The following is a 20,957-nucleotide window of genomic DNA, read 5'->3' as shown; positions in this document are numbered from 1 at the left end:
CATCATTCAGTTAAAGACCCTGCCCCTGGGCAATGAGTTCCGAGATGTCATAGACACGAACAGAATCTTCTTTATTCTTGTTTTTGACGCCGTCAGACATCATCGTCATACAAAATGGACACGCTACAGCAATGGTATCGGCCCCTGTACTAAGTGCCTCCTCTACCCGTTCGACGTTTACGTCTTTCTTTCCTGGCTCTGGTTCTTTAAAATACTGACCGCCACCCGCCCCACAACACAAGCCATTGGCTCGTACCCGCTTCATTTCGACCAAGTCGGCATCCAAGGCAGCCAACACATCGCGCGGAGCCTCATATACTTTATTCGCACGACCTAAATAGCAGGAATCATGAAACGTTATCCGACGCCCTTTAAACGACTGCCCATCTTTGACCCGAACACGGCCTTCATTAATAAGTCCCTGCAAAAACTGCGAGTGATGAATCACTTCGTAGTTGCCACCCAATTCAGGATATTCGTTTTTAAGCGTATTGAAGCAATGTGGGCAAGCCGTCACAATTTTCTTAACGTTGTAGCCATTCAGCACCTGAATATTAGCCATTGCCTGCATCTGAAACAAAAATTCGTTTCCTGCCCGACGGGCCGGGTCACCGGTGCAGGCTTCTTCTGGCCCGAGTACGGCGAATTTGATGCCCACATGGTTCAGAATACGAACGAAGGCAATGGTTACCCGTTTGTAGCGATCATCGAACGAGCCGGCACAACCTACCCAAAATAAAATTTCTGGTTCTTCGCCCGAGGCAGCCATGTCGGCCATTGTCGGCACCGTATATGTTTTTACGTCTTGCGTCATGATTTTAGTTTGTAGTCTTCATTCGTAGTTTGTCGGACGTGGTTAGTTGATGTCTGTACTCGTCGTGTATCAACTAACGATAAACCGCACCAGGAGCCCGGCACAACCTTACTTGACTTCATTTACCTGTTCAGCCCAGTTGAATCGGTCACTTGGCGAGAACTTCCAGGGGGCCATGTTATTTTCGATATTACTAAACATGGCATTCCAGGAGGCTGGTGCTTCTGACTCTTCCATAACCCGATACCGGCGTAACTGTAAAATAATGTCCAGTGGATTAATGTTAATCGGGCAAGCATTTACACAAGCCTGACAGGTTGTACAGGCGTTAATTTCTTCTGGTGTAATGTAGTCATTCAACAGTGACTTTTCGTCACGGTAATCATTCCCGTTAGCTTTCCAGCCCCGCTGAATTTCTTCGAGCCGGTCGCGGGTATCCATCATAATTTTGCGTGGCGATAGCTTTTTGCCGGTAATATTGGCAGGACAGGCGGATGTACAGCGCCCGCACTCGGTGCAACTGTAGGCGTTCATCAGGTTTATCCATTTCAAATCCTGCACGTCTTTAGCCCCAAACCGACCTACTTCAGCCACTTGCTCACCGTTGTCGTTATCCTGCGAACCATCGGCTTGAGTTGTCACAGGTAAACCAAGTGCGAGTTGCACTTCTTTCGTGATTTCGGGCATATTCTGCATTTCGCCTTTCGGTTGCAGGTCCGAGAAATAGACATTTGGGAACCCCAGCGCAATGTGCAGATGCTTCGAGTAGGTCACATAAACGGCAAACGCCAGAATGCCCAGAATATGCAGCCACCAGGCTGTTCGCTCGTAGACAACCAAAGCCGTGTCGCTGAAATTAGTAAAGAACGGCTTCAGGAATTGACTAAGCAGGAAGTCAGGGATAACGCCTTTTAATTCACCATAATGCCCAACGCCACGATCGCGCAGAACGCTGTCCGATGCGTTCCAGGTTAGAAAGGCAATCATAAGTAATATTTCGGCGACCAAAATAATGGCTGCATCAGTGCGGGGCCAGCGGGTCATTTCGCGGTGTCGTTCCTGCTGAAAACGACTCACTTTCGCCACAAACCGACGGCACAGAAATACTACGCAGACGGCCAGTACCCCAAAGGCCAGTACTTCAAACACATCAATCAATATCGGATAAATGGGTGTAATGTATGGCGCAAACAGACGATGCGTACCCAAAATGCCATCCAGAATAATCTCAAGAATTTCGATATTGATAATCAGGAAACCGGCATAAATTATGAAGTGCATTACCCCAACCAATACGTTAGTAAACATCTTCTTTTGACCAAATGCAACTAACAGCATCGTCTTCAGTCGTTCGTCGGCATGATCGAACCGATTCTCTGGCCGACCGAGGTTTATGGCGCGTGAAATGAGCTGGACACGTTGAGTTATGAACCAGGTTACCGCTGCTAAGGCCGCGACAAACAAAACTTGTTGAAAAATATCCATTCGTTTAAGGGACAGGTTTACTCTGATAATCAGCAGACTAGTACGGATAATTGTACGCTACTCGAAAATATCTTACAAATATGTTGCAGAAAGGCAATCAATGTGTACTTTTGCACCCACGTTTCAGGGTGATGTAGCTCAGTTGGTAGAGCAAAGGACTGAAAATCCTTGTGTCGGCGGTTCGATTCCGTCCATCACCACCACCCGGAAACAGGCAGTTGCAACTTAATGTTGTAGCTGCCTTTTGTTTTATAGCCATACCACTACGACAATTGGGACACTGATTTTCCTGCTGAAACTGATAATGGTAAGTAAAGCCACATGAAATTTCTGTCCAAATGAAGTAATAAATAGGCATATAGAATATAACGAGGAACCGATGAAATCGTTTTTTCTTCCGGTGGCGAACCCAATCAAAAAGCCGCGCCAGTCAAGACTAAGCGCGGCTTCTTAAGATAAGTACTTCATTAGAAAAGCTGGTTTGGGTTGTTGGTCCCAAGTTCAGCTTTTATGCTTCATAAACCAATTACTTTACTTTCTTCGGGTCGAGTAGACTTTAGCTTTTCTTTAAATACCTTTCTGAACTTATCAAGTTTAGGGGCAATGACAAACGCACAATAACCCTGATTAGGATTGTTCTCGAAATAGCTTTGGTGATAGGCTTCGGCTTCGTAGAAGGTTTCTGCCGGACTAATTTCTGTCACAATTGGACGATCATAAGCACCAATTTTATCTAGTTCAGCTTTAGCCGTCTTAGCCAACTGCTCCTGTTCGTCATCATGATAAAAAATCACTGATCGGTATTGCGTACCCACGTCTTCTCCCTGGCGGTTCAGCGACGTTGGGTCGTGGCTGCGGAAGAACGCTTCGAGTAATTCCTGATAGGTAATTTTTGCCGGGTCATACGTTACCTCGACACATTCGGCATGGCCGGTTGTGCCCGTACATACGTCCCTATAGGTTGGATTTGGCCGTTGGCCTCCTTCGTAGCCTGATACGGCCGAAATAACACCATCCAGCGATTCGTATAAGGCTTCTGTACACCAGAAACAGCCCGTTCCAAAAGTTGCTTTGGCTAGATTGGCAGATTGATTTGTGATCATACGTATTAATTTTGTTTGAGCCACCAATTGTGTTGGCCGCACCAGTCCAAAGGCCGAAGCAAGCAACGCGGTCAAGGCGGCAAATTGTTTGCGAAGTGCAATCGCAACCATTCGTTTGGTTTGTGGTTGTAAACTCAACTAAATAACATAACTGACTCGCGTAAAGTTTGCGCCCCCGTGCCTGTGAAAGACTTCGATACTGACCGTTTCCGCTATGACGGAGACAAATCTCTGAAACTAAAAAAAGCACCGACTAAAGTAGATGATCTCTACGAAGATAATGCCCATTACGAAGCCCAGCTCCGGCAACAGGCCGCTGAGATTGACAAGTGGCAGGAGCTCATGTATGCCCAAAACCGGTGCGGTTTACTAACCATCTTTCAAGCGCTGGATGCGGCTGGAAAAGACGGTACCATCCAGAATGTTTTTACCGGTACCAATCCAACCGGGGTGCAGGTTTACTCATTCAAACGCCCAACTGACCAAGAGCTGGACCATGATTTCTTATGGCGCACCTGGCGCGAATTACCTGCCCGAGGCAACATCGGCATTTTCAACCGGTCATATTATGAGGAAGTGCTGGTGACGAAAGTTCATCCGGAAATTCTGACACAAAATCAGCGGCTACCCGAAAAACTGACCGACGATCTGGATAAGCTATTTAAACATCGGTATGAAGCCATCAGGAACATGGAGATCTTTCTGCACCGAAATGGCTTCCCAACGATTAAGTTTTATCTGAATGTTTCCAAAAAAGAACAGGCCGATCGGCTTATTGCCCGTATTGAAGACCCCGAAAAGAATTGGAAGTTTGAAGAAGGCGATGTAAAAGAACGGGAGTTTTGGGATGACTACCAGGATGCTTACGAAACCTGCATTAACGAAACAGCTACCGGCAAAGCGCCCTGGTACGTGATTCCAGCCGACGACAAAAAAAATATGCGTTTGCTGGTAGGTCGGGTTATCATTGATGAACTCAAAAAGCTACAAATCACCAACCCGGAACCTGACGAGGTGAGATTTAAAGCCTTACAAAAACTGATTCCAGTTATTAAAGGACAATAGTAACTCAGGCATTCTTCCGTCGAACGGTCACCTGTTCGACGGAACATTACTCACGTATTCATAGAATCATGGCTGAAAAGCTATGGTATATTTAATGAAAAAACTCAATACAAGTGCCTTTCGCTACGACGAGAAACGACCGTTTTCTACAAGCGAAACGCCAACGTTGATAGACCCTTTTTATACCAGCGAAGCTGATCAAAGTCGGCAGTTGGATGAACTGGCTGATCGGATGGATCAGGCGCAAAATCGGATGCATGCCGATGAGCATTATGGGTTGCTGGTTGTGTTCCAGGCGATGGATGCAGCGGGGAAAGACAGCAGTATCCGGCGTGTGTTTAAAGGCGTCAATCCATCTCGGTTTAAAATGGCCCCGTTTAAAAAGCCGGACGATTCAGATTTAAAACACGATTTCTTGTGGCGTTTCTGGCAGGAGTTGCCCGAGCGTGGCAATATTGGCATATTTAACCGCTCGTATTACGAAGAAGTACTGGTATTACGCGTGCATCCGGAACGCTTACAGGAGCAGTACATTCCTAAAAACTTGTTGCCTTCCAACAAGAAAACCCTCTGGAATCAACGCTTTGGCGATATTGTCCATTTTGAAGATTACTTATTTCGCAATGGTTTTCCGATCGTGAAATTTTATCTGCACGTTAATAAAGAAGAACAGGGCAAGCGGCTTATTGCCCGTCTGGAAGACACCGAGAAGCAATGGAAACTGAGTAAAAGCGATTTGGAGGAGCGGGAGTTTTGGCCGGAGTATTTACAGGCTTATGAAGATACGGTGAATGCAACCGCTACTAAACAAAATCCCTGGTACGTAATTCCTAGCGACGACCGCACGAATCAGCAGCTCATTATTGCGCATATTCTAACGGAAATACTGGAATCATTACCGGCTCATTTTCCAGAAACAGACGAGAAAGAAGCCCAGAAATTGATTAGACAGATCAAGAAACAGGACGGTAAATAGCAAGCCATTTGCTAGAGCCTCCCGTAGTTTATACTTGTCTGTTTTAAGTTCACTCTGGAGGCCATGCCGTTTAGCATCGCATTTTGATGGTTCATCTATTTTTAACTTAAGCTTACTATACCAATACGTACTTTTGCGTTAACAGCCTGAGCCATCGTTCCATTGATGAGTGGCCTATAAATAACGCAATGAGACAAACAATACCATTTTGGCTTTGCGGCCTCTTTATTTATTTCATGCCGTTAGTAGTCAGCAAGGCACAGGGGTCGCTTAATGCTACTACTATCGGTAATGCACAGGCAAAAGGAAGCCGGGTTGCTGGCCTGACTGTCAGCGGTTACATAAAGGATGCGGGCAATGGCGAAGGAATGATTGGGGTATCCGTATACATTAAAGAAACCGGTACCGGGGCGGTAACAAACAGTTACGGATTCTATGCTATTACAATGCCGCCGGGCAATTATAATCTCGTTATCAGTTATGTTGGTTATGCTAAACAAACTAAAACCGTTGCCCTAACTGACCGAAATGTCCGCCTTGATCTTGAACTAAGTCAGGAAGGAGAGCAGCTTCAGGAAGTTGTCGTTTCGACGACACGTGAGGACGATAACGTTAAAAATATCGAGATGAGCGTCAACCGAATTGACGTAAAAACGCTGCAACGGATTCCGGCTCTACTCGGCGAAGTAGATGTAATTCGGAGTATTCAACTGCTGCCTGGTGTGTCAACAGTGGGCGAAGGCGCAACAGGATTCAACGTTCGCGGGGGTAGCATTGACCAGAATCTGGTACTGCTGGACGAAGCACCCGTTTATAATTCCTCTCACCTGTTTGGCTTCTTTTCGGTATTTAATCCCGATGCGGTCAAGGACGTTAAGCTTATTAAAGGCGGCATTCCAGCCAATTACGGCGGTCGGATTGCGTCTATTCTGGATGTTCGATTGAAAGAAGGAAATGCCAAGAAGCCAGAATTAAACGGTGGTATTGGGCTTATTTTTAGCCGGTTATCGTACGAACGCCCGTTGTTTAAAGGTAAAGGTTCTTTTATCGTTGCCGGTCGACGCTCGTACGCCGATGTTCTGGCCCAGCCATTTTTGAACAAAGATCTGAAAGGAGCTAAGTTTTATTTCTATGACCTGACGGCGAAAGGAAACTACCATATCAACGATAAAAATACGGTGTTTCTGTCGGGCTATCTTGGCCGTGATGTGTTCGGTTCTGACTTTGGATTCAACTGGGGCAACGCAACCCTTTCGGCTCGGTGGAACCACGTATTTAGTGATCGTCTGTTTTTAAACACGACCGCTTATTATAGCAACTACGATTATTCGCTGAATACTGACCTGAAACAGCAACGACCGAACGATTACTTTCGCACTGATTCGCGTATTGTCGATTACAGCTTAAAACCTGACTTTTCGCTGTTTTTGGGCAAAAACACGATTACGTTTGGCGGGCAAGCTATTGTGCATGACTTCCAGCCGGGTATGGCCACAGCCGCCAGTTCGGGCAGTGTCAGAACGTTTGGCTTGGCTAATAAACACGCCCTCGAGAGTGCCTTATATGTGGGTAATGAGCAACAGGTAACGCCCCAACTTCAGCTTCAGTACGGCCTGCGTTATTCTCTATTTAATTATGTTGGGCCGGGTGAGGCTTATACGTTCCAGACAGATGTGCCGATTGGAACACGGCGCGAGGTTATTACAACGGTAGCCTATCGAGGAGGTGATGTCATTAAAACCTATGGCAATTGGGAGCCCCGTTTTTCGGCTAAGTATGACCTAACGACCAACAGTTCGCTTAAATTCAGTTACAACCGTCTGGCGCAGTACATTCACCTGATTTCCAATACGACCGCATCTACCCCCTTGGATGTCTGGACAACTTCGACCAATAACGTCAAACCGCAAATTGCCGACCAGATTGCCGGTGGCTATTTTAAAAACTTTGGCCATACGGGACGGGAGTTCGAGGCATCGGTAGAGGTGTACTATAAATGGCTTCAGAATCAGATTGATTACATTGACGGGGCCAGCCTGATTCTGAACAAATACCTCGAAGGCGATTTGCTAAGCGGTAAAGGACGCGCCTACGGAGCCGAGTTTTTCGTAAAACGTAATACGGGTGTTGTTAATGGGTGGATTAGCTATACACTAGCCAAAACCGAGCGGCAGGTATCTGGCATCAATAATGGCAACTGGTATCCGACGCGCTTTGATAAACGGCACACCCTTACTTCAGTACTCCTGTTCGATCCTCCCCAAGCCAAACGCTGGAACTTCTCGGCTACATTCACACTCGCCAGTGGAACTCCCGGCACCTTCCCCACAAATCGGTTTGAGTATGCAGGCTACGTAGTGCCGCTAAACACAGATAACTCACGTAACAACTACCGCATTCCAGCGTATCACCGGCTCGATCTGGCGGCAACATTACAGGGCCGCAAACGACCGGGCAAGAAAAAAGTAGACAACTGGGTATTTTCGGTCTATAACGTGTATGCTCGAAAAAATGCTTTCTCAGTCTATTTTCAGCCTAACGCCGACAATTCCCGCGTGACCGAAGCCATTCGTTACTCCGTTTTTGCCACCTTGATTCCGTCGGTGACGTATAACTTCAAATTTTAGTAATACTGCCCCTCCGGGTGCGTATTTATCTGTATATCAGCCGACCTTCTGGGTCGGCACTACACTATGCAACGATACTTTATTCTTTTATTCCTGCTTGTTGGTGTTCTCGGCCTGAACAGTTGCACAACTGTAATTGATGCTAAACTCGATACGGGGCCAATTCAGCTTTCGGTAGACGGGACGTTGACCGATCAGCCCGGTTCACAAACGATTCGGCTAACACAAACAGCTGCTTATTTTGACAGTAGCACGCCACCTGTCGCTACCAGTGCCACCGTTACTGTTTCAGACAATGCGGGCAAGACATACTCTTTTACAGACCCCGATAATGACGGCTATTATGTTTGGCAGCCAACGGGTAAGGATACACTTGGGCATATCGGGCGGACATACCAACTCACGATTGCCTATCAGGGTGAAACCTACCAGGCCAGCTCAAAAATGAACCGTGTACCACCAGTTGATTCGCTCATTTTTGTAAAGCGAAAACTCAACCCACTATCGAAGAGAGAAGGCTATAGAGCTGATTTTTACGCCATTGACATTCCCAACGAAGTAGATTATTACCGGATTCGTTTCTTCCGAAACGGCGAGTTACAGAATAAGCCCGGTGACATCATTACCTCACAGGATGGCGCGTTTCGGGGTGTCAGTACAGTTACCGATGGTTTGACGTTTATTGCCCCTATTCGGCGGTCCATCAATCCAGATAGTTTATATGTCTTGAATGATGTTGTGAAGGTGGAAGTCCAGTCTCTTACGCTCGAAGCATTTGATTTTTGGCAGGAGCTACGGACGCAAATTACGAACGGAGGGCTTTTTGCTACGCCCTCGGTCAACCTTCCAACTAACATTATTAATACCAGTGCGAGCGGCAGAAAAGCAACTGGTTTTTTTATTACCTCGGCAGTTCGTAGCCGTAGCGCTATCGTTGCTCCCCCAAACTTACGCGCAAGTGAGAATTAAGGAATAAGACTAAAACTGCATAAAGAACTTTCGTTTTCCTAGATACCTTATTCAATGTAAGTTTGGAAGCAGTCTGATCTTATAGTAATCAGGCTGCTTCCAAACTTACATTTACTTCGTGACAATAATCTTTTGCGTCAATACGGCATCGCCTACACTCAGTTTTAGAAAGTAAAAGCCCGTTGATAATTGACTTAAATCGAGTTGTTCGCTCATATTCTTTCCCTTAACATTTAGCGTCTGTTGCCTCAGTAGTTGCCCGGTTTGGCCAACAACACTCAATTGAATTTCTGGAATAGATTTAGTTAGCTCGGCCTCTATTTGCACAATGCCATTATTAATTGGGTTTGGGTAGACCAAGAATGACCCGACATTAATTGGTTCTGTAGCCAGCACGAGTGGCTGGGTCGGAGCCTGAATTCTCAGGTTATCAATCGCCCAACCCCAGCCGTGGGCCAGTTGATCGGCTACTAACCGGAAACGAATCAGAATTTGGTCACCCGCCCGAAAAAGACTTTTTTGATTCAAAAGCGGTATATTCCGATGCCTAAACAAGGCGGGAACACCCGCCATTATCGAATTTTGTTCACCTGTTATAGTAGTGACTACCTTACTCTTATAAGCCGCTAGCCAGTCATTTTTATCTGTTGAGCTATAAGCATCTAGAAGTGATTTCCAGGTAGAGCCATTGTCAACGGAGCCTTCAACAATAACGTAGTCGTAGAAATTCTTATCGCCTATATGACTTCCGGGATCCCCCGGTTCTACCAGCACAACTTCGTCGAATCGAATAACCGCACTATCAGGATTAATCTTTATCCGAATGGGTGACAGCAATACGTATTCATAACTACTTTGGCCCTGAAAATCAATTCCGTTACGATAAGGATGTTCTGAGTGAATGGCCGGATCACCGAAACTGGAAGGCGTCGTGATGCTAAAACCATAACCAACAAAATCGCTGGCCGTCGTCGCATCGCTAAACGTATTAATATATTGATTACGGACGGCTTGTGTCGCAATAACCTTAAGTTCATAGAATCCAGTTGTTGGACTAACCGTCTGGTTTTGAGCCCTCGACGAATCGCGCGCAACAATTCGGTAGATAATCTTATCACCAGCTTTCAATGAGTTGGCCGAGAAGTCAATCCGACTCACATAGACACTATCATACGTGATATTATTGACGGTCTGTCGGCTGTAGCGTAAGGCGCGGTTTGGCTGAGTTACTCCATTAATTTGATACTCGACGTAGGCGGTGCTGATTCCACTTCGGTCGTCGGAGATGCGGGCATAAATAGGTAAGCTATCCGCCACGGCCGTCGAGAAAATATTGTTTTTTGATGGGCTATATTGAATAGCAGGGGGCGAGTTATCGGGGCCAACCCGTATATGATGCCAGGTTTGTGCGCCATTCGTGAGTTTTCCTGGATTAGTAAACGTACGACCCGATGCATCCTGTGCCTGAAAGTAATACCAGGTATCGCCCAAAGCCTGTGCCGCAGGGAGCGTGTATTGGTACACATCGGTTGTGCCCACGCGGGTGGGTGAAACGGCGGTAAATACCGAATCTTTGGCCGTTGGTGCGCTTTTTCGATAAAACAACCGGACAGAACCCGCTGTCAGTGTTGTATCGCTTACGACCCGAACGCTAAACAGGAAGTCCTTTACATCTTCAGAATTTAATATAGGTTCATGCAATACGGAGGTCGTCTTCCATTCCATATCGGAAAAGAAAGCCAGCACCAACGGTCCTGGCATGTGAATCGATTCGGCCCGACCCAGTTGAGCACTCATCAGCGAGTTAATGTTGCCGGGCGGGTACATATCTTCATCTAAATGATAAATACTTGCCGACCTGTCGAACTGGGCTTTCGCCTGAAGCTTAAGTTTCTGACCTGTTGTCTGTCGTAAAACTGCGCCATTCAAAAATAGATCTCCCCCCGTTAATTGACGATTCAACGGAATTGAATTATTCGGGTAATCCGTTTGGGAGGTGACTAACCGCTGTTTCAGGCCATTTTCAATGAAAACGTCATACACGGATGGCAAGTCAGCTATATATTGTCCGTTGCCCTGATCGCCTTTGCCCGTTTCGACGTTGAAAAAGCCGATAAATCCCAGACCATGTGCTAACTCATGCAAGACCGCTGTTACAAAATCGGTTTGGCCAGCGGGTGTTTTTCCATCGGTGCCGTAATACCAATCATTATTGCGGTTAAAATCGGCAATAATGTCTGCATCAGTTGGGTTATTCAGTTCGCGTCGGGCAATTTTTTCGGCAAGCGCAACCGGATAAAACGCCATTGCTTTCTGCCCTCCATCAAAATTATATCGATAAGAGGCCGGGCCTGCCGATCCCAGCAAATTAGGTTCCTGCGATACCCAGTTCGCCTGAATACGGATAGGCACCGACGACACAATAAGCGTTGACCAGATGTCAACGGCATACTGAAAAGCGCGTTGCGCTTCGGCGGTGAAGTTTGTATAGGTAACAATAAAGTGGGCTGTAGGAGCCATTAGGCGAGCATTTATACTGCTGCCTTTCAGAAAATTATCGGGCGGGGGTATTCGCGTTGACGCATCCTGTTCCGTTGAATAGTAACTGATTTTATAGCCAGCTGTTGATCGGCTTACCGGTTTAGTCAACTGTCCGTTTGGCAGGGGTAAACTACTTTTTTGAGCCAGCACCAGATTCGCTCCCAGTAGTCCGATTAGGAGAATTAATCGAGCCGTATTCCAGTAATTCATATTGACGTATAGCTAATCGATCTGGCAAATGCGGTTCGTTAAAGATGCGAATTTCCACACTAAATGGCCATTGACAACGCAAAAAAAGGGGCCGTTTAGTAGCAAAACGGCCCGCAATATGGGAAACTATCCAGTTGAAAAGTTGGCTATTGTATAACAATGTTGTGCTTTATTGAGAATCTACGGTTCGCTTCAGTACCAGCGATACGGAATTTAAACAGTAACGAAGTCCGCCAGGAGCGGGACCATCATTAAATACGTGCCCGAGATGAGCATCACATACGTTACAGAGCACTTCAACTCGAGACATACCATAACTGTAATCCTTTTCGAGCCTGATGCGATCTTCCTCAATGGGTTCGGTAAAACTTGGCCAGCCGGTTCCCGATTCAAACTTGGTTTCTGACTCGAACAATTCGGTGCCGCAGCATACACAGGCATAAAGTCCGGGATCGTGGGCCTCGCAGTATTCACCGGCAAACGCTCGTTCGGTACCTTTGCCACGAGCCACCCGATATTGTTCCGGCGTTAATTGCTTCTGCCATTCTTCGTCAGATTTAATGACTTTCTGAATCATATTGCACCCGCTAATGCGGCTATTTTTAGTTAGTGATTATGTATTCTATAGAAACGTAAAACCCTTATTCCTCCGTTTTGTCTTTTCAAGCCGTAAATTTGCAACAGCAACCAGCGTTTGTGTCGGGTCGGCAGACTATTTATTGTCCGTAGTTACCCGGCGCTAACCTATCAACCCACAAAATATTGACCAACCGGCAGATTTTACAGCAGTTTTGGGGTTACTCCGACTTCCGGCCCATGCAGGAAGACGTGGTTGATGCTGTGCTGAACCGGCAGGATACACTTGTACTAATGCCGACTGGTGGAGGCAAATCTATTTGCTTTCAGGTACCGACACTAGCGATGAAAGGCGTTTGCATTGTGGTAACGCCCCTCATTGCTTTAATGAAAGATCAGGTTGAACAGTTGCGCAAACGAGGCATTCCGGCAGCGGCTATTTATTCTGGCATGCACTACCGTGAGATTGATACCACACTTGACAATTGCATTTACGGTAATACCAAATTTCTCTACGTCTCTCCCGAACGACTACGTACCGAAATCGTCATTGAGCGGGTTAAACACATGACCGTCTGCCTGTTGGCCGTTGATGAAGCCCACTGCATCTCGGCCTGGGGGTACGATTTTCGGCCACCTTATCTGCAAATCGCTGAGTTCCGAGAACTCATTCCCGACACCCCAATTATTGCCCTGACGGCTTCGGCCACGCCCGACGTACAGACCGACATTCTGGAAAAACTGGCCTTACGAAGTCACAATGGTGCACCTCCTCAAATATTCAGGCAAACGTTTGCCCGCCCAAACTTATCATATTCGGCAGTTCTTGAAGAAAACAAAGAAGCTCGACTGTTGCGTATACTGCAAAATGTGCCGGGGTCTGCCGTTGTGTACGTTCGTAGCCGTAAGCAGACACAAAATATAGCGCAGTGGCTTACACGACAGGGAATTTCGGCTGATTTCTACCACGCGGGCCTCACTACTCAACAGCGGGGGGACAAACAGGATGCCTGGATACAAAACCAGACGCGGTTAATCGTGGCTACGAATGCTTTTGGCATGGGTATCGACAAGCCCGATGTACGGGCAGTGGTTCATTTAGACGTGCCCGACTCGCTCGAAGCCTATTATCAGGAAGCAGGCCGGGCCGGTCGTGATGGTCAGAAAGCGTATGCCGTAATGCTTTACACAAACGGTGATCTGGAAAACTTGCGTTACCGAACCGAGCAGCTTTACCAACCCGTCGAGATGTTGCGCCGTGTGTATCAGGCCATTGCCAACTATACGGCGGTACCGGTAGGCGGTGGCGAGTTTAGTAGTTATGATTTCGACTTGAGCGTGTTTGCCAACACATTTAAGCTGCCGCCACAAGAAACGCATTACGCCTTGAAACAACTCCAGTTAGAGGGTTTTATTCAACTGAACGAAAACTATTATCATCCCTCCCGACTGGCTGTCGTACTGGACAATAGGCAGTTGTACGAATTTCAGGTTATGAACCCGCGCTTCGATTCATTTCTGAAATTGCTGCTGCGGATATATGGGGGTGAATTATTTACTGACTTCATTACTATCTCAGAATCAACGTTGGCACGGGCATTTTCATTGAATCAACCCGAAATTGAGACGCTGCTTGAGCAGTTAAACGAGCGCAATGTAGTTGTCTACGAGAAGCAAAAGGACAAACCACAGCTAACATTTCTGACGCCCCGATTAGACGCTCCTTCGCTACCCGTTAACGTACAGGAATTGACCCGACGCAAAGAACTGGCAATGCGCAAAGTGCAGTCGGCTATCCTTTACACCGAACACCCGACCCAATGCCGGACCCGACTGATACAAGCCTATTTTGGGGAGAAACCCGGTGAAGCTTGCGGCATTTGTGACAACTGCATCAAAAAGAAGAAAAAAACGGAGACCATATCATCAGCCGTGCGGGAACAGGTGCGCCAGTATGTTGCTCTGGCAAACGGGCCTGGTGTATCGCCAAAACAACTCTCGTATCATTTTGCCCAAACTGATGCCGACACGCTCGCGCAAACGCTGAGGCAAATGCTGGCCGAAGAGGAAATCCGGTATAATAAGAGCGGGAATTTGACTTTAAATCTGGGCTAGAGAACGTTCCTATTGTTCCCACGACTTGTCTATCTGTCCCTAAACCTGTCATTGATACCATAACCGGGCTATTCGTCCCTTCCAATGGTAGTGGGAATTAGGAAGTCCTTATGTTTGTTCTGTCGAACAAATGGTAACACTCAAACAACCTTTCTAATCAGCCTCATGAAAACACTCATCACTACAATTCTTACGACTGCCCTATTTATCAGCAGTATGGCAAAGCCTTGTTTTGCCCAACAGACAACCCCATCTACATCAACACCCGTCGCGGCAACTTCCGTTGCGGCAACTTCCGTTGCGGCAACTTCCGTTGCGGCAACTTCCGTTGCGGCAACTTCCGTTAAATCATCAACAGCTACGTACAAACTGACTGTTGTGGTAGCGAATGTCAATAAACGTACGGGAAAATTATACATAGGGCTGGCCAACGACAAAGCCAGTTTTGATGGGGAATCCTTTCAGAGAAAAATGATCGACGTACCAGCCTCGGGCGAAATCACTTTAACCTTTGAGGGATTGGCACCAGGACGCTACGCTGTACGAGTCTATCAGGATTTAAACGATAATCAGAAAATGGATTTTTCGGGACGGATGCCCAACGAACCATTTGGCTTCTCGAATGTAGCTACGCTAATGGGGCCGCCCGACTTTGATCAATCTTCATTCGAACTGACCAAGGATGACAGCATTCGCATAAATATGCTCGAAATGTAGTAGTTCCCGAACAAATAACATGCCACATAGATGAGTCGCCTACCCCATAGGCGACTCATTTTGATTTTACGCTAACAAAAGGCGTTAACGGCAGTTTAGAAGTTCGACTACGCAGTCTGTTCACAGAAACTGACAGCAAACTGCTTACTTACTCAACGCCCTTATGAATCAAACTGAATTTCGCCCAAAATCCGAAGAGATTTCTGGTCAGCAACTCCCCTACCCGGCTCGGCAGTCGGATATGAATCCAGCTCCTGATAGCGACTTATCTAATTACAAACCAGCCGGTAAACTCACCGACAAAATAGCAATCGTTACCGGGGCCGATTCGGGAATTGGGCGGGCTGTTGCTATTGCTTTTGCAATGGAAGGAGCCGATGTAGCCATTGTTTACAACGAAAATACCGACGACGCTAAGTACACCAAACGCATCGTTGAAAGTAAAGGGCGCTCGTGTCTGGTAATTCAGGCTGATGTTCGCAGTTCAGCCGCCTGCAAAGACGCCGTTCAGCAAACGGTTGACCGGTATGGCAAGCTAAATATCCTAGTCAACAATGCGGCCTATCAAATGGCGCAGTCAACGCTGGAAGATATTACGGAAGAGCAACTTCGGCGCACATTCGACACGAATATTCTGGGTTATTTTTTCATGGCTCAGGCTGCGCTTCCCCATTTGAATGAAGGCGATGCTATTGTTAATACAGGAAGTATCGTCGGTATCGTTGGCAATCCGATTCTGGTGGATTACACCGCTACGAAAGGCGCTATTCATTCGTTCACTAAATCATTGGCTATCCAATTGGGCAAGCGTAATATCCGTGTCAACTGTGTCGCACCCGGCCCCGTCTGGACACCCAATATTCCCGCCACAATGCCCGAAGACGAAGTCAAGAATTTTGGTCATGAAGTTGCTCTCGCCCGGCCCGGACAACCTGAAGAACTAGCTCCTGCCTATGTGTTGCTGGCCTCTAGCGAAGGAAGTTTTATGACCGGCAGCATTGTAGAAGTGACGGGCGGAAAACTAGGATAAACATTGATATATCCAGACCGGGCTAATCAAAAACAAACTCATGCATAACCACTATCCCGCCGGGACCGTCCGTGCCTTACTCGATACCGATCTGGTTACAGAAGCTACGCGGCAGGCATTGACTGAGCGCTTAAATACGCCAACACATCAGCCATCCTTCTTTTCAGCCGATGAGTTTGCGCTTCTACAAGCCGTTTGTGCTCGGTTAATTCCGCAGGATGATCGTTCAGAACCGATTGACATTGCGGGCAATATTGATAAACGGTTAAGTGAGAACAAATCTGATGGCTGGCGATATGATACTATGCCCGCCGACGGAGACGCGTACAAAATGGGTTTAAAAGGTATTGACGAAAGTGCCCAATTGACATTTCAGCAATCATTTCAAAACATTTCCGCTGAACAAAAGGACATTATTCTACAAGCTATTCAGACGAAGAAAGCGGCTGGTGATACATGGCAACGACTAGACGCCAACCGCTTTTTCGAGGAATTGCTAGCCGAAGCCGTCAACAACTACTACAGTCATCCTGTAGCGCAGGAGGAAATTGGGTATGTCGGAATGGCCGACGTACCAACCTGGCAGCGTATTGGCTTGAATCTGTTAGAAGACCGCGAACCACGATTGATAAATACGAAATAATGTTGACTGGGTAATGAACACGTCACATCTGTTCTAAGCTGTTTTCATTATCCGTCCTACATTATTTATAAGATGCCCTATTCTATTACCGAAACCGTTGACGCTGTTGTAATTGGCACTGGTGCAGGCGGTGCTCCTCTATTAGCACGACTAGCGAAGGCAGGATTGAAAGTTGTTGCCCTCGAAGCAGGTAAACACTGGAACCCTTCCCGTGATTTCGCCACTGACGAGAAAGCACAGGAAAAGCTATTCTGGAACGATGAGCGACTCAGTGCAGGCAACGATCCCTTACCGTTTGGAAGTAATAATTCCGGCACTGGCGTTGGTGGTTCAACACTACATTATACCGCTTACACTCCCCGCGCCCAACCCGATGATTTCCAGCTTCGCACAGATTTTGGTGTGGGTGAAGACTGGCCCATCGGTTATGATCAGCTCGAACCGTATTACGACGAAGTCGAGCAATTTCTGGGTATTTCTGGACCAGCATCTTACCCCTGGGGGCCAAATCGTAAACGTGCCTATGCGCTGGGTCCACTGCCCATCAACGGAGCGGGCCAGTTAATGGCAAAAGGCTGTAAAGATTTGGGAATAAAAACGTCGCCCGCAGCGAATGCAGCTCTATCGGCAGGTTATTATCAGGAGGGTGTCGGCCATCGACCCGCCTGCGCAAACCGGGGTTTCTGTCAGGCTGGCTGCAACATTGGGGCAAAAGCTAGTATGGACGTTACGTACATTCCACTGGCTATTCATTACGGAGCAGAAATCCGCCCGGAATGCTTCGTGACGCAGTTAATAAAAACAGAATCAGGTAAAATCAGTGAAGTTGTCTACACCCGCAATGGGCAGGAAGAACGGCAACGATGTCGGTATGTGTTTTTGTGCGCGGGCACTATTGAGACCGCTCGACTCTTACTTCTCAACGATCTAGCCAACAGCAGCGGACAGGTTGGCAAGAATGTAATGGCGCACACGGCACTACAGATCTGGGGCGAATTTGACGACGATGTGCGACCGTATAAGGGTATTCCCGGCGCATTGATCTCAGAAGACACACATCGGCCCCGACAGGCCGATTTTGCGGGGGGATATCTACTTCAGTCAATTGGTGTAATGCCCGTTACCTACCTGACACAAATGGCGCGGGGTCGCGGATTGTGGGGGGCTGAATTGAAGCGGGCAGCGTTAGCCTACAACCATGTAGCGGGTATCAATATTCTCGGCGACTGCCTGCCCTACGCGCATAATTATTTGGAATTATCTGATGAGAAAGACATCCGAGGCATACCTAAACCGCGTATCTACTTTTCTAATGGCGAAAACGAAAAACGAATGTCAGCGCATGCCGATAAGATAATGCGTGATATCTGGGCCGCAGCAGGGGCCAAAAACGTCTGGGCATTCCCTCGTAATGCGCACGTTATTGGAACTTGCCGTATGGGTACCAAATCCGAGACAGCCGTTGTCAATACCGATGGACAATCATTCGATATTCCAAACCTGTACATCAGTGATAACTCTACGTTTCCAAGTGCTTTGAGTGTAAACCCGGCTTTAACAATTATGGCTTTGTCGCTTCGAACAGCCGACCAGTTTTTAGAGCAGTGGAAATAAGGTGGGCGGTCTGCCCTACGGTGGAAATCCGCAAACCGTACTAGACAAAAGCGGGTTCCGTCCGCATTACATCTTATGCCTGAAAAAGGATTTTTAGATCATATCAAAAAAACGTTCGGTGACGGCAATTATGATGGCGACCAGTTTGGTGGAGCCAAAGGTCATGATGGCAGTGGCCTACCCGATAACAACCCGTCTAATTTTATGTTTGCGACGGGTATCGAATGCTCATACCCAACTATTCAGCATGGGAAAATCCGCCGGGACCAGCTTCGCGAATGTGGTCACTATGACCGCTGGCGCGAAGATTTGGGACTTGTGAAAGAGATGGGATTGAAGGTACTGCGGTACGGCCTCCCCTACTATAGCATTCATCTGGCACCGGGTAAGTTCGATTGGAGTTTTGCCGACGAAGTCATGGCTGAAATCAAACGACTTGGTATTACGCCAATTTTGGACTTAATGCATTTTGGTGTGCCGGACTGGGTTGGCAATTTTCAAAATCCCGAATTACCCATTCACTTTGCCGAATATGCCGGAGCTGTAGCCGACCGCTATCCGTGGGTACGCTTTTATACGCCTGTAAATGAAATATACGTTACAGCTCGAATCAGCGCAAAAGATGGTGTCTGGAATGAGCAGCTCAAAACAGACAAGGGCTTTGTTACGGCTCTTAAGCATTGCGCAGCAGCCAGCATTATGGGAAATCAGCAGATTGCCAAACGCCGTAACGACTGCGTGATTGTGCAAAGTGAAAGCGCAGAATTTACGCATGAACTCTATGCAAAGCCTTCCCCACAGGTCGCCCTGGAAAACGAACTGCGCTTTCTGTCATTAGACCTTCTATACGCAAATCCGCCATCGGCTACGGTCGGCATGTATTTGTTGGACAATGGTATGACCCGCGAAGAATACGCTTGGTTTATGACGGGCAAGCCCCCTGGCTACCAGATTATGGGTAATGACTACTACGGTCGTAATGAGCGCATTAAACTGGCAGACGGGTCCATCCAAACGTCGATGGATGTACTGGGCTGGTACGAGATTACGAAAGACTATTACGAGCGGTATCGAATGCCGGTCATGCATACAGAGACTAATGTATTTGAGGCCGACCAAGCGCCCATCTGGCTAAATAAGCAGTGGGTTAGTATTATGCGTATGCGTCGGGATGGTATACCCGTTTTGGGATTTACCTGGTATAGTTTGATTGACCAGATTGACTGGGATACGCAACTCGGTGAGTTGAATAATAATGTCAACGCATGCGGCCTGTACGACCTCGACCGCAAACCGCGTCCTGTAGCCGAAGCGTATAAAAGCTTGTTGAATGAGTTCGGGCAGATTACTATTGTTCCTTATGGGGAGGTACTCGAAATAACGGATCGTCCGGCCCGGCTCAAGGTTCAGGTTTAATGAAATAGACAACTGACGATATTAACGCCAACACTCACAGTGTTAATATTGATTTTCTTGAGAAAGGTAGCAGCCTGCTAACACCTGTATTTTGGTCGTTCGGATCTGGAAGTGCGACCCATCGCGAACCAGCTTACTGATTATTTTCCGTTGTTCCTCTACCGACTGGCTTTAATCGGTTCACCTTACCGTTCAGGTTCAATGAAATACGCAACTAACAACGTTAAGATCAACATTAATGGCATTAATATCAATTATGTCGAGAAAGGCAACGGCCCGTTAACACTCGTATTTTTGCATTATTTCGGTGGTTCAGCCTTAGAGTGGCAACCCGTCATGAACCAGCTTGCTAACCAATACCGCTGTATCGCTATCGATTTGCGTGGACATGGAAATTCAGAAGCACCCGCCACCGGCTATTCAGTGGACGATATGGCTGATGATGTAGCAGCCTTAATCCGGGCGGTAACCATTCAGGATTTCGTGTTAGTTGGGCACTCAATGAGTGGCAAAGTTGCGCTGGCTTTAGCAGCAAGACAACCAGTTGGGCTTCGGTCGTTGATACTAGTGTCGCCTTCTCCTCCGGTTCCTGAACCCATCTCTGACGACGACCGAAAAGACATGCTCACAACACATGGCCAGCGGTCAGCCGCCGAACAGACGTTTGAGAAGGTCACGGCCAAACCCGTTTCTGAAAAAATTAAACAGCAAATTATTAGCGATGATCTGCGAACATCACAAGCCGCCTGGAACGCCTGGCTGACGGCAGGCAGTAAAGAAAATATTTCGGCACGGATGGATAGCCTTAACGTGCCAGTATCAATTATTGTCGGCGCGGCTGATAGAGCGCTCAAGCCCGATGTTCAAAAAACCCTGACATTGCCATACCTCAAAAATGCTACGTTCGATACAATTCAGGAAGCCGGGCATCTGCTCCCGTGGGAGACGCCAAACGAATTAGTGGATTTTATTCAGAAAAAAATTGGTCAGTCTTATCTAGAATAAAACAAACGTTTTATATTTGTGCTGTCGAAGCGGAAATAGAAACCGCCAAGA

General features: G+C 47.2%; 16 protein-coding genes and 1 tRNA gene. 12 read left to right on the top strand and 5 right to left on the bottom strand.

The window, feature by feature from the left end:
- Positions 1 to 10 precede the first annotated feature (10 nt).
- Complete coding sequence (locus tag ACFS25_RS00340; RefSeq protein ID WP_381496412.1) at positions 11 to 814, bottom strand: (Fe-S)-binding protein; 804 nt, start codon at positions 812 to 814, stop codon at positions 11 to 13.
- Positions 815 to 922: 108 nt separating this feature from the next.
- Positions 923 to 2,299, bottom strand: a complete 1,377-nt coding sequence (locus tag ACFS25_RS00335) for a 4Fe-4S dicluster domain-containing protein (RefSeq protein ID WP_381496411.1) — start codon at positions 2,297 to 2,299, stop codon at positions 923 to 925.
- A 127-nt stretch (positions 2,300 to 2,426) separates the two neighbouring features.
- Here ACFS25_RS00335 and ACFS25_RS00330 point away from each other — a divergent pair.
- Positions 2,427 to 2,502: transfer RNA gene (locus tag ACFS25_RS00330), tRNA-Phe, on the top strand.
- Between the two features lie 312 nt (positions 2,503 to 2,814).
- Here ACFS25_RS00330 and msrA read toward each other — a convergent pair.
- Positions 2,815 to 3,402, bottom strand: a complete 588-nt coding sequence (gene msrA, locus ACFS25_RS00325; protein WP_381497394.1) for a peptide-methionine (S)-S-oxide reductase MsrA — start codon at positions 3,400 to 3,402, stop codon at positions 2,815 to 2,817.
- 183 nt (positions 3,403 to 3,585) lie between these two features.
- Between msrA and ACFS25_RS00320 the strand changes: the two genes are divergently transcribed.
- From ACFS25_RS00320 to ACFS25_RS00305, 4 genes are all read left to right on the top strand, one after another.
- Entirely contained in the window at positions 3,586 to 4,467 is an 882-nt protein-coding gene (locus ACFS25_RS00320) for a PPK2 family polyphosphate kinase (RefSeq protein ID WP_381496410.1), read from the top strand.
- Positions 4,468 to 4,561: 94 nt separating this feature from the next.
- On the top strand, positions 4,562 to 5,443 hold the full coding sequence (locus tag ACFS25_RS00315) for a PPK2 family polyphosphate kinase (RefSeq protein WP_381496409.1): 882 nt from the start codon (positions 4,562 to 4,564) through the stop codon (positions 5,441 to 5,443).
- Positions 5,444 to 5,631: 188 nt separating this feature from the next.
- Positions 5,632 to 8,070 (top strand): TonB-dependent receptor, encoded by a 2,439-nt coding sequence (locus ACFS25_RS00310; RefSeq protein ID WP_381496408.1) that lies wholly within the window; start codon positions 5,632 to 5,634, stop codon positions 8,068 to 8,070.
- 66 nt (positions 8,071 to 8,136) lie between these two features.
- Positions 8,137 to 9,039, top strand: coding sequence for a DUF4249 domain-containing protein (locus ACFS25_RS00305; protein WP_381496407.1), 903 nt, complete (start codon positions 8,137 to 8,139; stop codon positions 9,037 to 9,039).
- A 111-nt stretch (positions 9,040 to 9,150) separates the two neighbouring features.
- Here the strand turns inward: ACFS25_RS00305 and ACFS25_RS00300 are convergent, their stop codons facing one another.
- Positions 9,151 to 11,790, bottom strand: a complete 2,640-nt coding sequence (locus ACFS25_RS00300) for a T9SS type A sorting domain-containing protein (RefSeq protein ID WP_381496406.1) — start codon at positions 11,788 to 11,790, stop codon at positions 9,151 to 9,153.
- 169 nt (positions 11,791 to 11,959) lie between these two features.
- Positions 11,960 to 12,367 carry a peptide-methionine (R)-S-oxide reductase MsrB gene (gene msrB / locus ACFS25_RS00295; RefSeq protein ID WP_381496405.1) on the bottom strand — a complete coding sequence of 136 codons (408 nt, stop codon included), beginning with the start codon at positions 12,365 to 12,367 and terminating at the stop codon, positions 11,960 to 11,962.
- Between the two features lie 185 nt (positions 12,368 to 12,552).
- Here msrB and ACFS25_RS00290 point away from each other — a divergent pair, with 185 nt between their 5' ends.
- The 7 genes from ACFS25_RS00290 to ACFS25_RS00260 all read left to right on the top strand — a co-directional run bounded on the left by ACFS25_RS00290 (position 12,553) and on the right by ACFS25_RS00260 (position 20,906).
- Positions 12,553 to 14,481, top strand: a complete 1,929-nt coding sequence (locus tag ACFS25_RS00290) for a RecQ family ATP-dependent DNA helicase (protein WP_381496404.1) — start codon at positions 12,553 to 12,555, stop codon at positions 14,479 to 14,481.
- Between the two features lie 165 nt (positions 14,482 to 14,646).
- Positions 14,647 to 15,198: a DUF2141 domain-containing protein gene (locus ACFS25_RS00285; protein ID WP_381496403.1), complete on the top strand. Its 552-nt coding sequence runs from the start codon at positions 14,647 to 14,649 to the stop codon at positions 15,196 to 15,198.
- Between the two features lie 163 nt (positions 15,199 to 15,361).
- Complete coding sequence (locus tag ACFS25_RS00280; protein ID WP_381496402.1) at positions 15,362 to 16,228, top strand: SDR family oxidoreductase; 867 nt, start codon at positions 15,362 to 15,364, stop codon at positions 16,226 to 16,228.
- A 40-nt stretch (positions 16,229 to 16,268) separates the two neighbouring features.
- Positions 16,269 to 16,871, top strand: a complete 603-nt coding sequence (locus ACFS25_RS00275; RefSeq protein ID WP_381496400.1) for a gluconate 2-dehydrogenase subunit 3 family protein — start codon at positions 16,269 to 16,271, stop codon at positions 16,869 to 16,871.
- Positions 16,872 to 16,943: 72 nt separating this feature from the next.
- Entirely contained in the window at positions 16,944 to 18,485 is a 1,542-nt protein-coding gene (locus ACFS25_RS00270) for a GMC family oxidoreductase (protein WP_381496398.1), read from the top strand.
- A 75-nt stretch (positions 18,486 to 18,560) separates the two neighbouring features.
- Positions 18,561 to 19,901 carry a family 1 glycosylhydrolase gene (locus ACFS25_RS00265; RefSeq protein WP_381496396.1) on the top strand — a complete coding sequence of 447 codons (1,341 nt, stop codon included), beginning with the start codon at positions 18,561 to 18,563 and terminating at the stop codon, positions 19,899 to 19,901.
- 201 nt (positions 19,902 to 20,102) lie between these two features.
- Positions 20,103 to 20,906: an alpha/beta fold hydrolase gene (locus ACFS25_RS00260; RefSeq protein WP_381496394.1), complete on the top strand. Its 804-nt coding sequence runs from the start codon at positions 20,103 to 20,105 to the stop codon at positions 20,904 to 20,906.
- Positions 20,907 to 20,957: the final 51 nt, after the last annotated feature.

It is taken from the genome of Spirosoma flavum (assembly GCF_042686045.1).
In the GTDB taxonomy this organism is placed as follows: Bacteria; Bacteroidota; Bacteroidia; order Cytophagales; family Spirosomataceae; genus Spirosoma; species Spirosoma flavum.
This window is presented reverse-complemented; position numbering and strand designations above follow the sequence as displayed.

Bases quoted from the DNA above. Each gene is read 5' to 3' on its own strand.
- ACFS25_RS00335 (WP_381496411.1), bottom strand. From the start codon at position 2,299: ATGGATATTTTTCAACAAGTTTTGTTTGTCGCGGCCTTAGCAGCGGTA.
- ACFS25_RS00265 (WP_381496396.1), top strand. From the start codon at position 18,561: ATGCCTGAAAAAGGATTTTTAGATCATATCAAAAAAACGTTCGGTGAC.
- msrB (WP_381496405.1), bottom strand. From the start codon at position 12,367: ATGATTCAGAAAGTCATTAAATCTGACGAAGAATGGCAGAAGCAATTA.
- ACFS25_RS00315 (WP_381496409.1), top strand. From the start codon at position 4,562: ATGAAAAAACTCAATACAAGTGCCTTTCGCTACGACGAGAAACGACCG.
- ACFS25_RS00310 (WP_381496408.1), top strand. From the start codon at position 5,632: ATGAGACAAACAATACCATTTTGGCTTTGCGGCCTCTTTATTTATTTC.
- ACFS25_RS00260 (WP_381496394.1), top strand. From the start codon at position 20,103: ATGAAATACGCAACTAACAACGTTAAGATCAACATTAATGGCATTAAT.
- ACFS25_RS00275 (WP_381496400.1), top strand. From the start codon at position 16,269: ATGCATAACCACTATCCCGCCGGGACCGTCCGTGCCTTACTCGATACC.
- msrA (WP_381497394.1), bottom strand. From the start codon at position 3,402: ATGATCACAAATCAATCTGCCAATCTAGCCAAAGCAACTTTTGGAACG.
- ACFS25_RS00280 (WP_381496402.1), top strand. From the start codon at position 15,362: ATGAATCAAACTGAATTTCGCCCAAAATCCGAAGAGATTTCTGGTCAG.
- ACFS25_RS00340 (WP_381496412.1), bottom strand. From the start codon at position 814: ATGACGCAAGACGTAAAAACATATACGGTGCCGACAATGGCCGACATG.
- ACFS25_RS00300 (WP_381496406.1), bottom strand. From the start codon at position 11,790: ATGAATTACTGGAATACGGCTCGATTAATTCTCCTAATCGGACTACTG.
- ACFS25_RS00285 (WP_381496403.1), top strand. From the start codon at position 14,647: ATGAAAACACTCATCACTACAATTCTTACGACTGCCCTATTTATCAGC.
- ACFS25_RS00305 (WP_381496407.1), top strand. From the start codon at position 8,137: ATGCAACGATACTTTATTCTTTTATTCCTGCTTGTTGGTGTTCTCGGC.
- ACFS25_RS00270 (WP_381496398.1), top strand. From the start codon at position 16,944: ATGCCCTATTCTATTACCGAAACCGTTGACGCTGTTGTAATTGGCACT.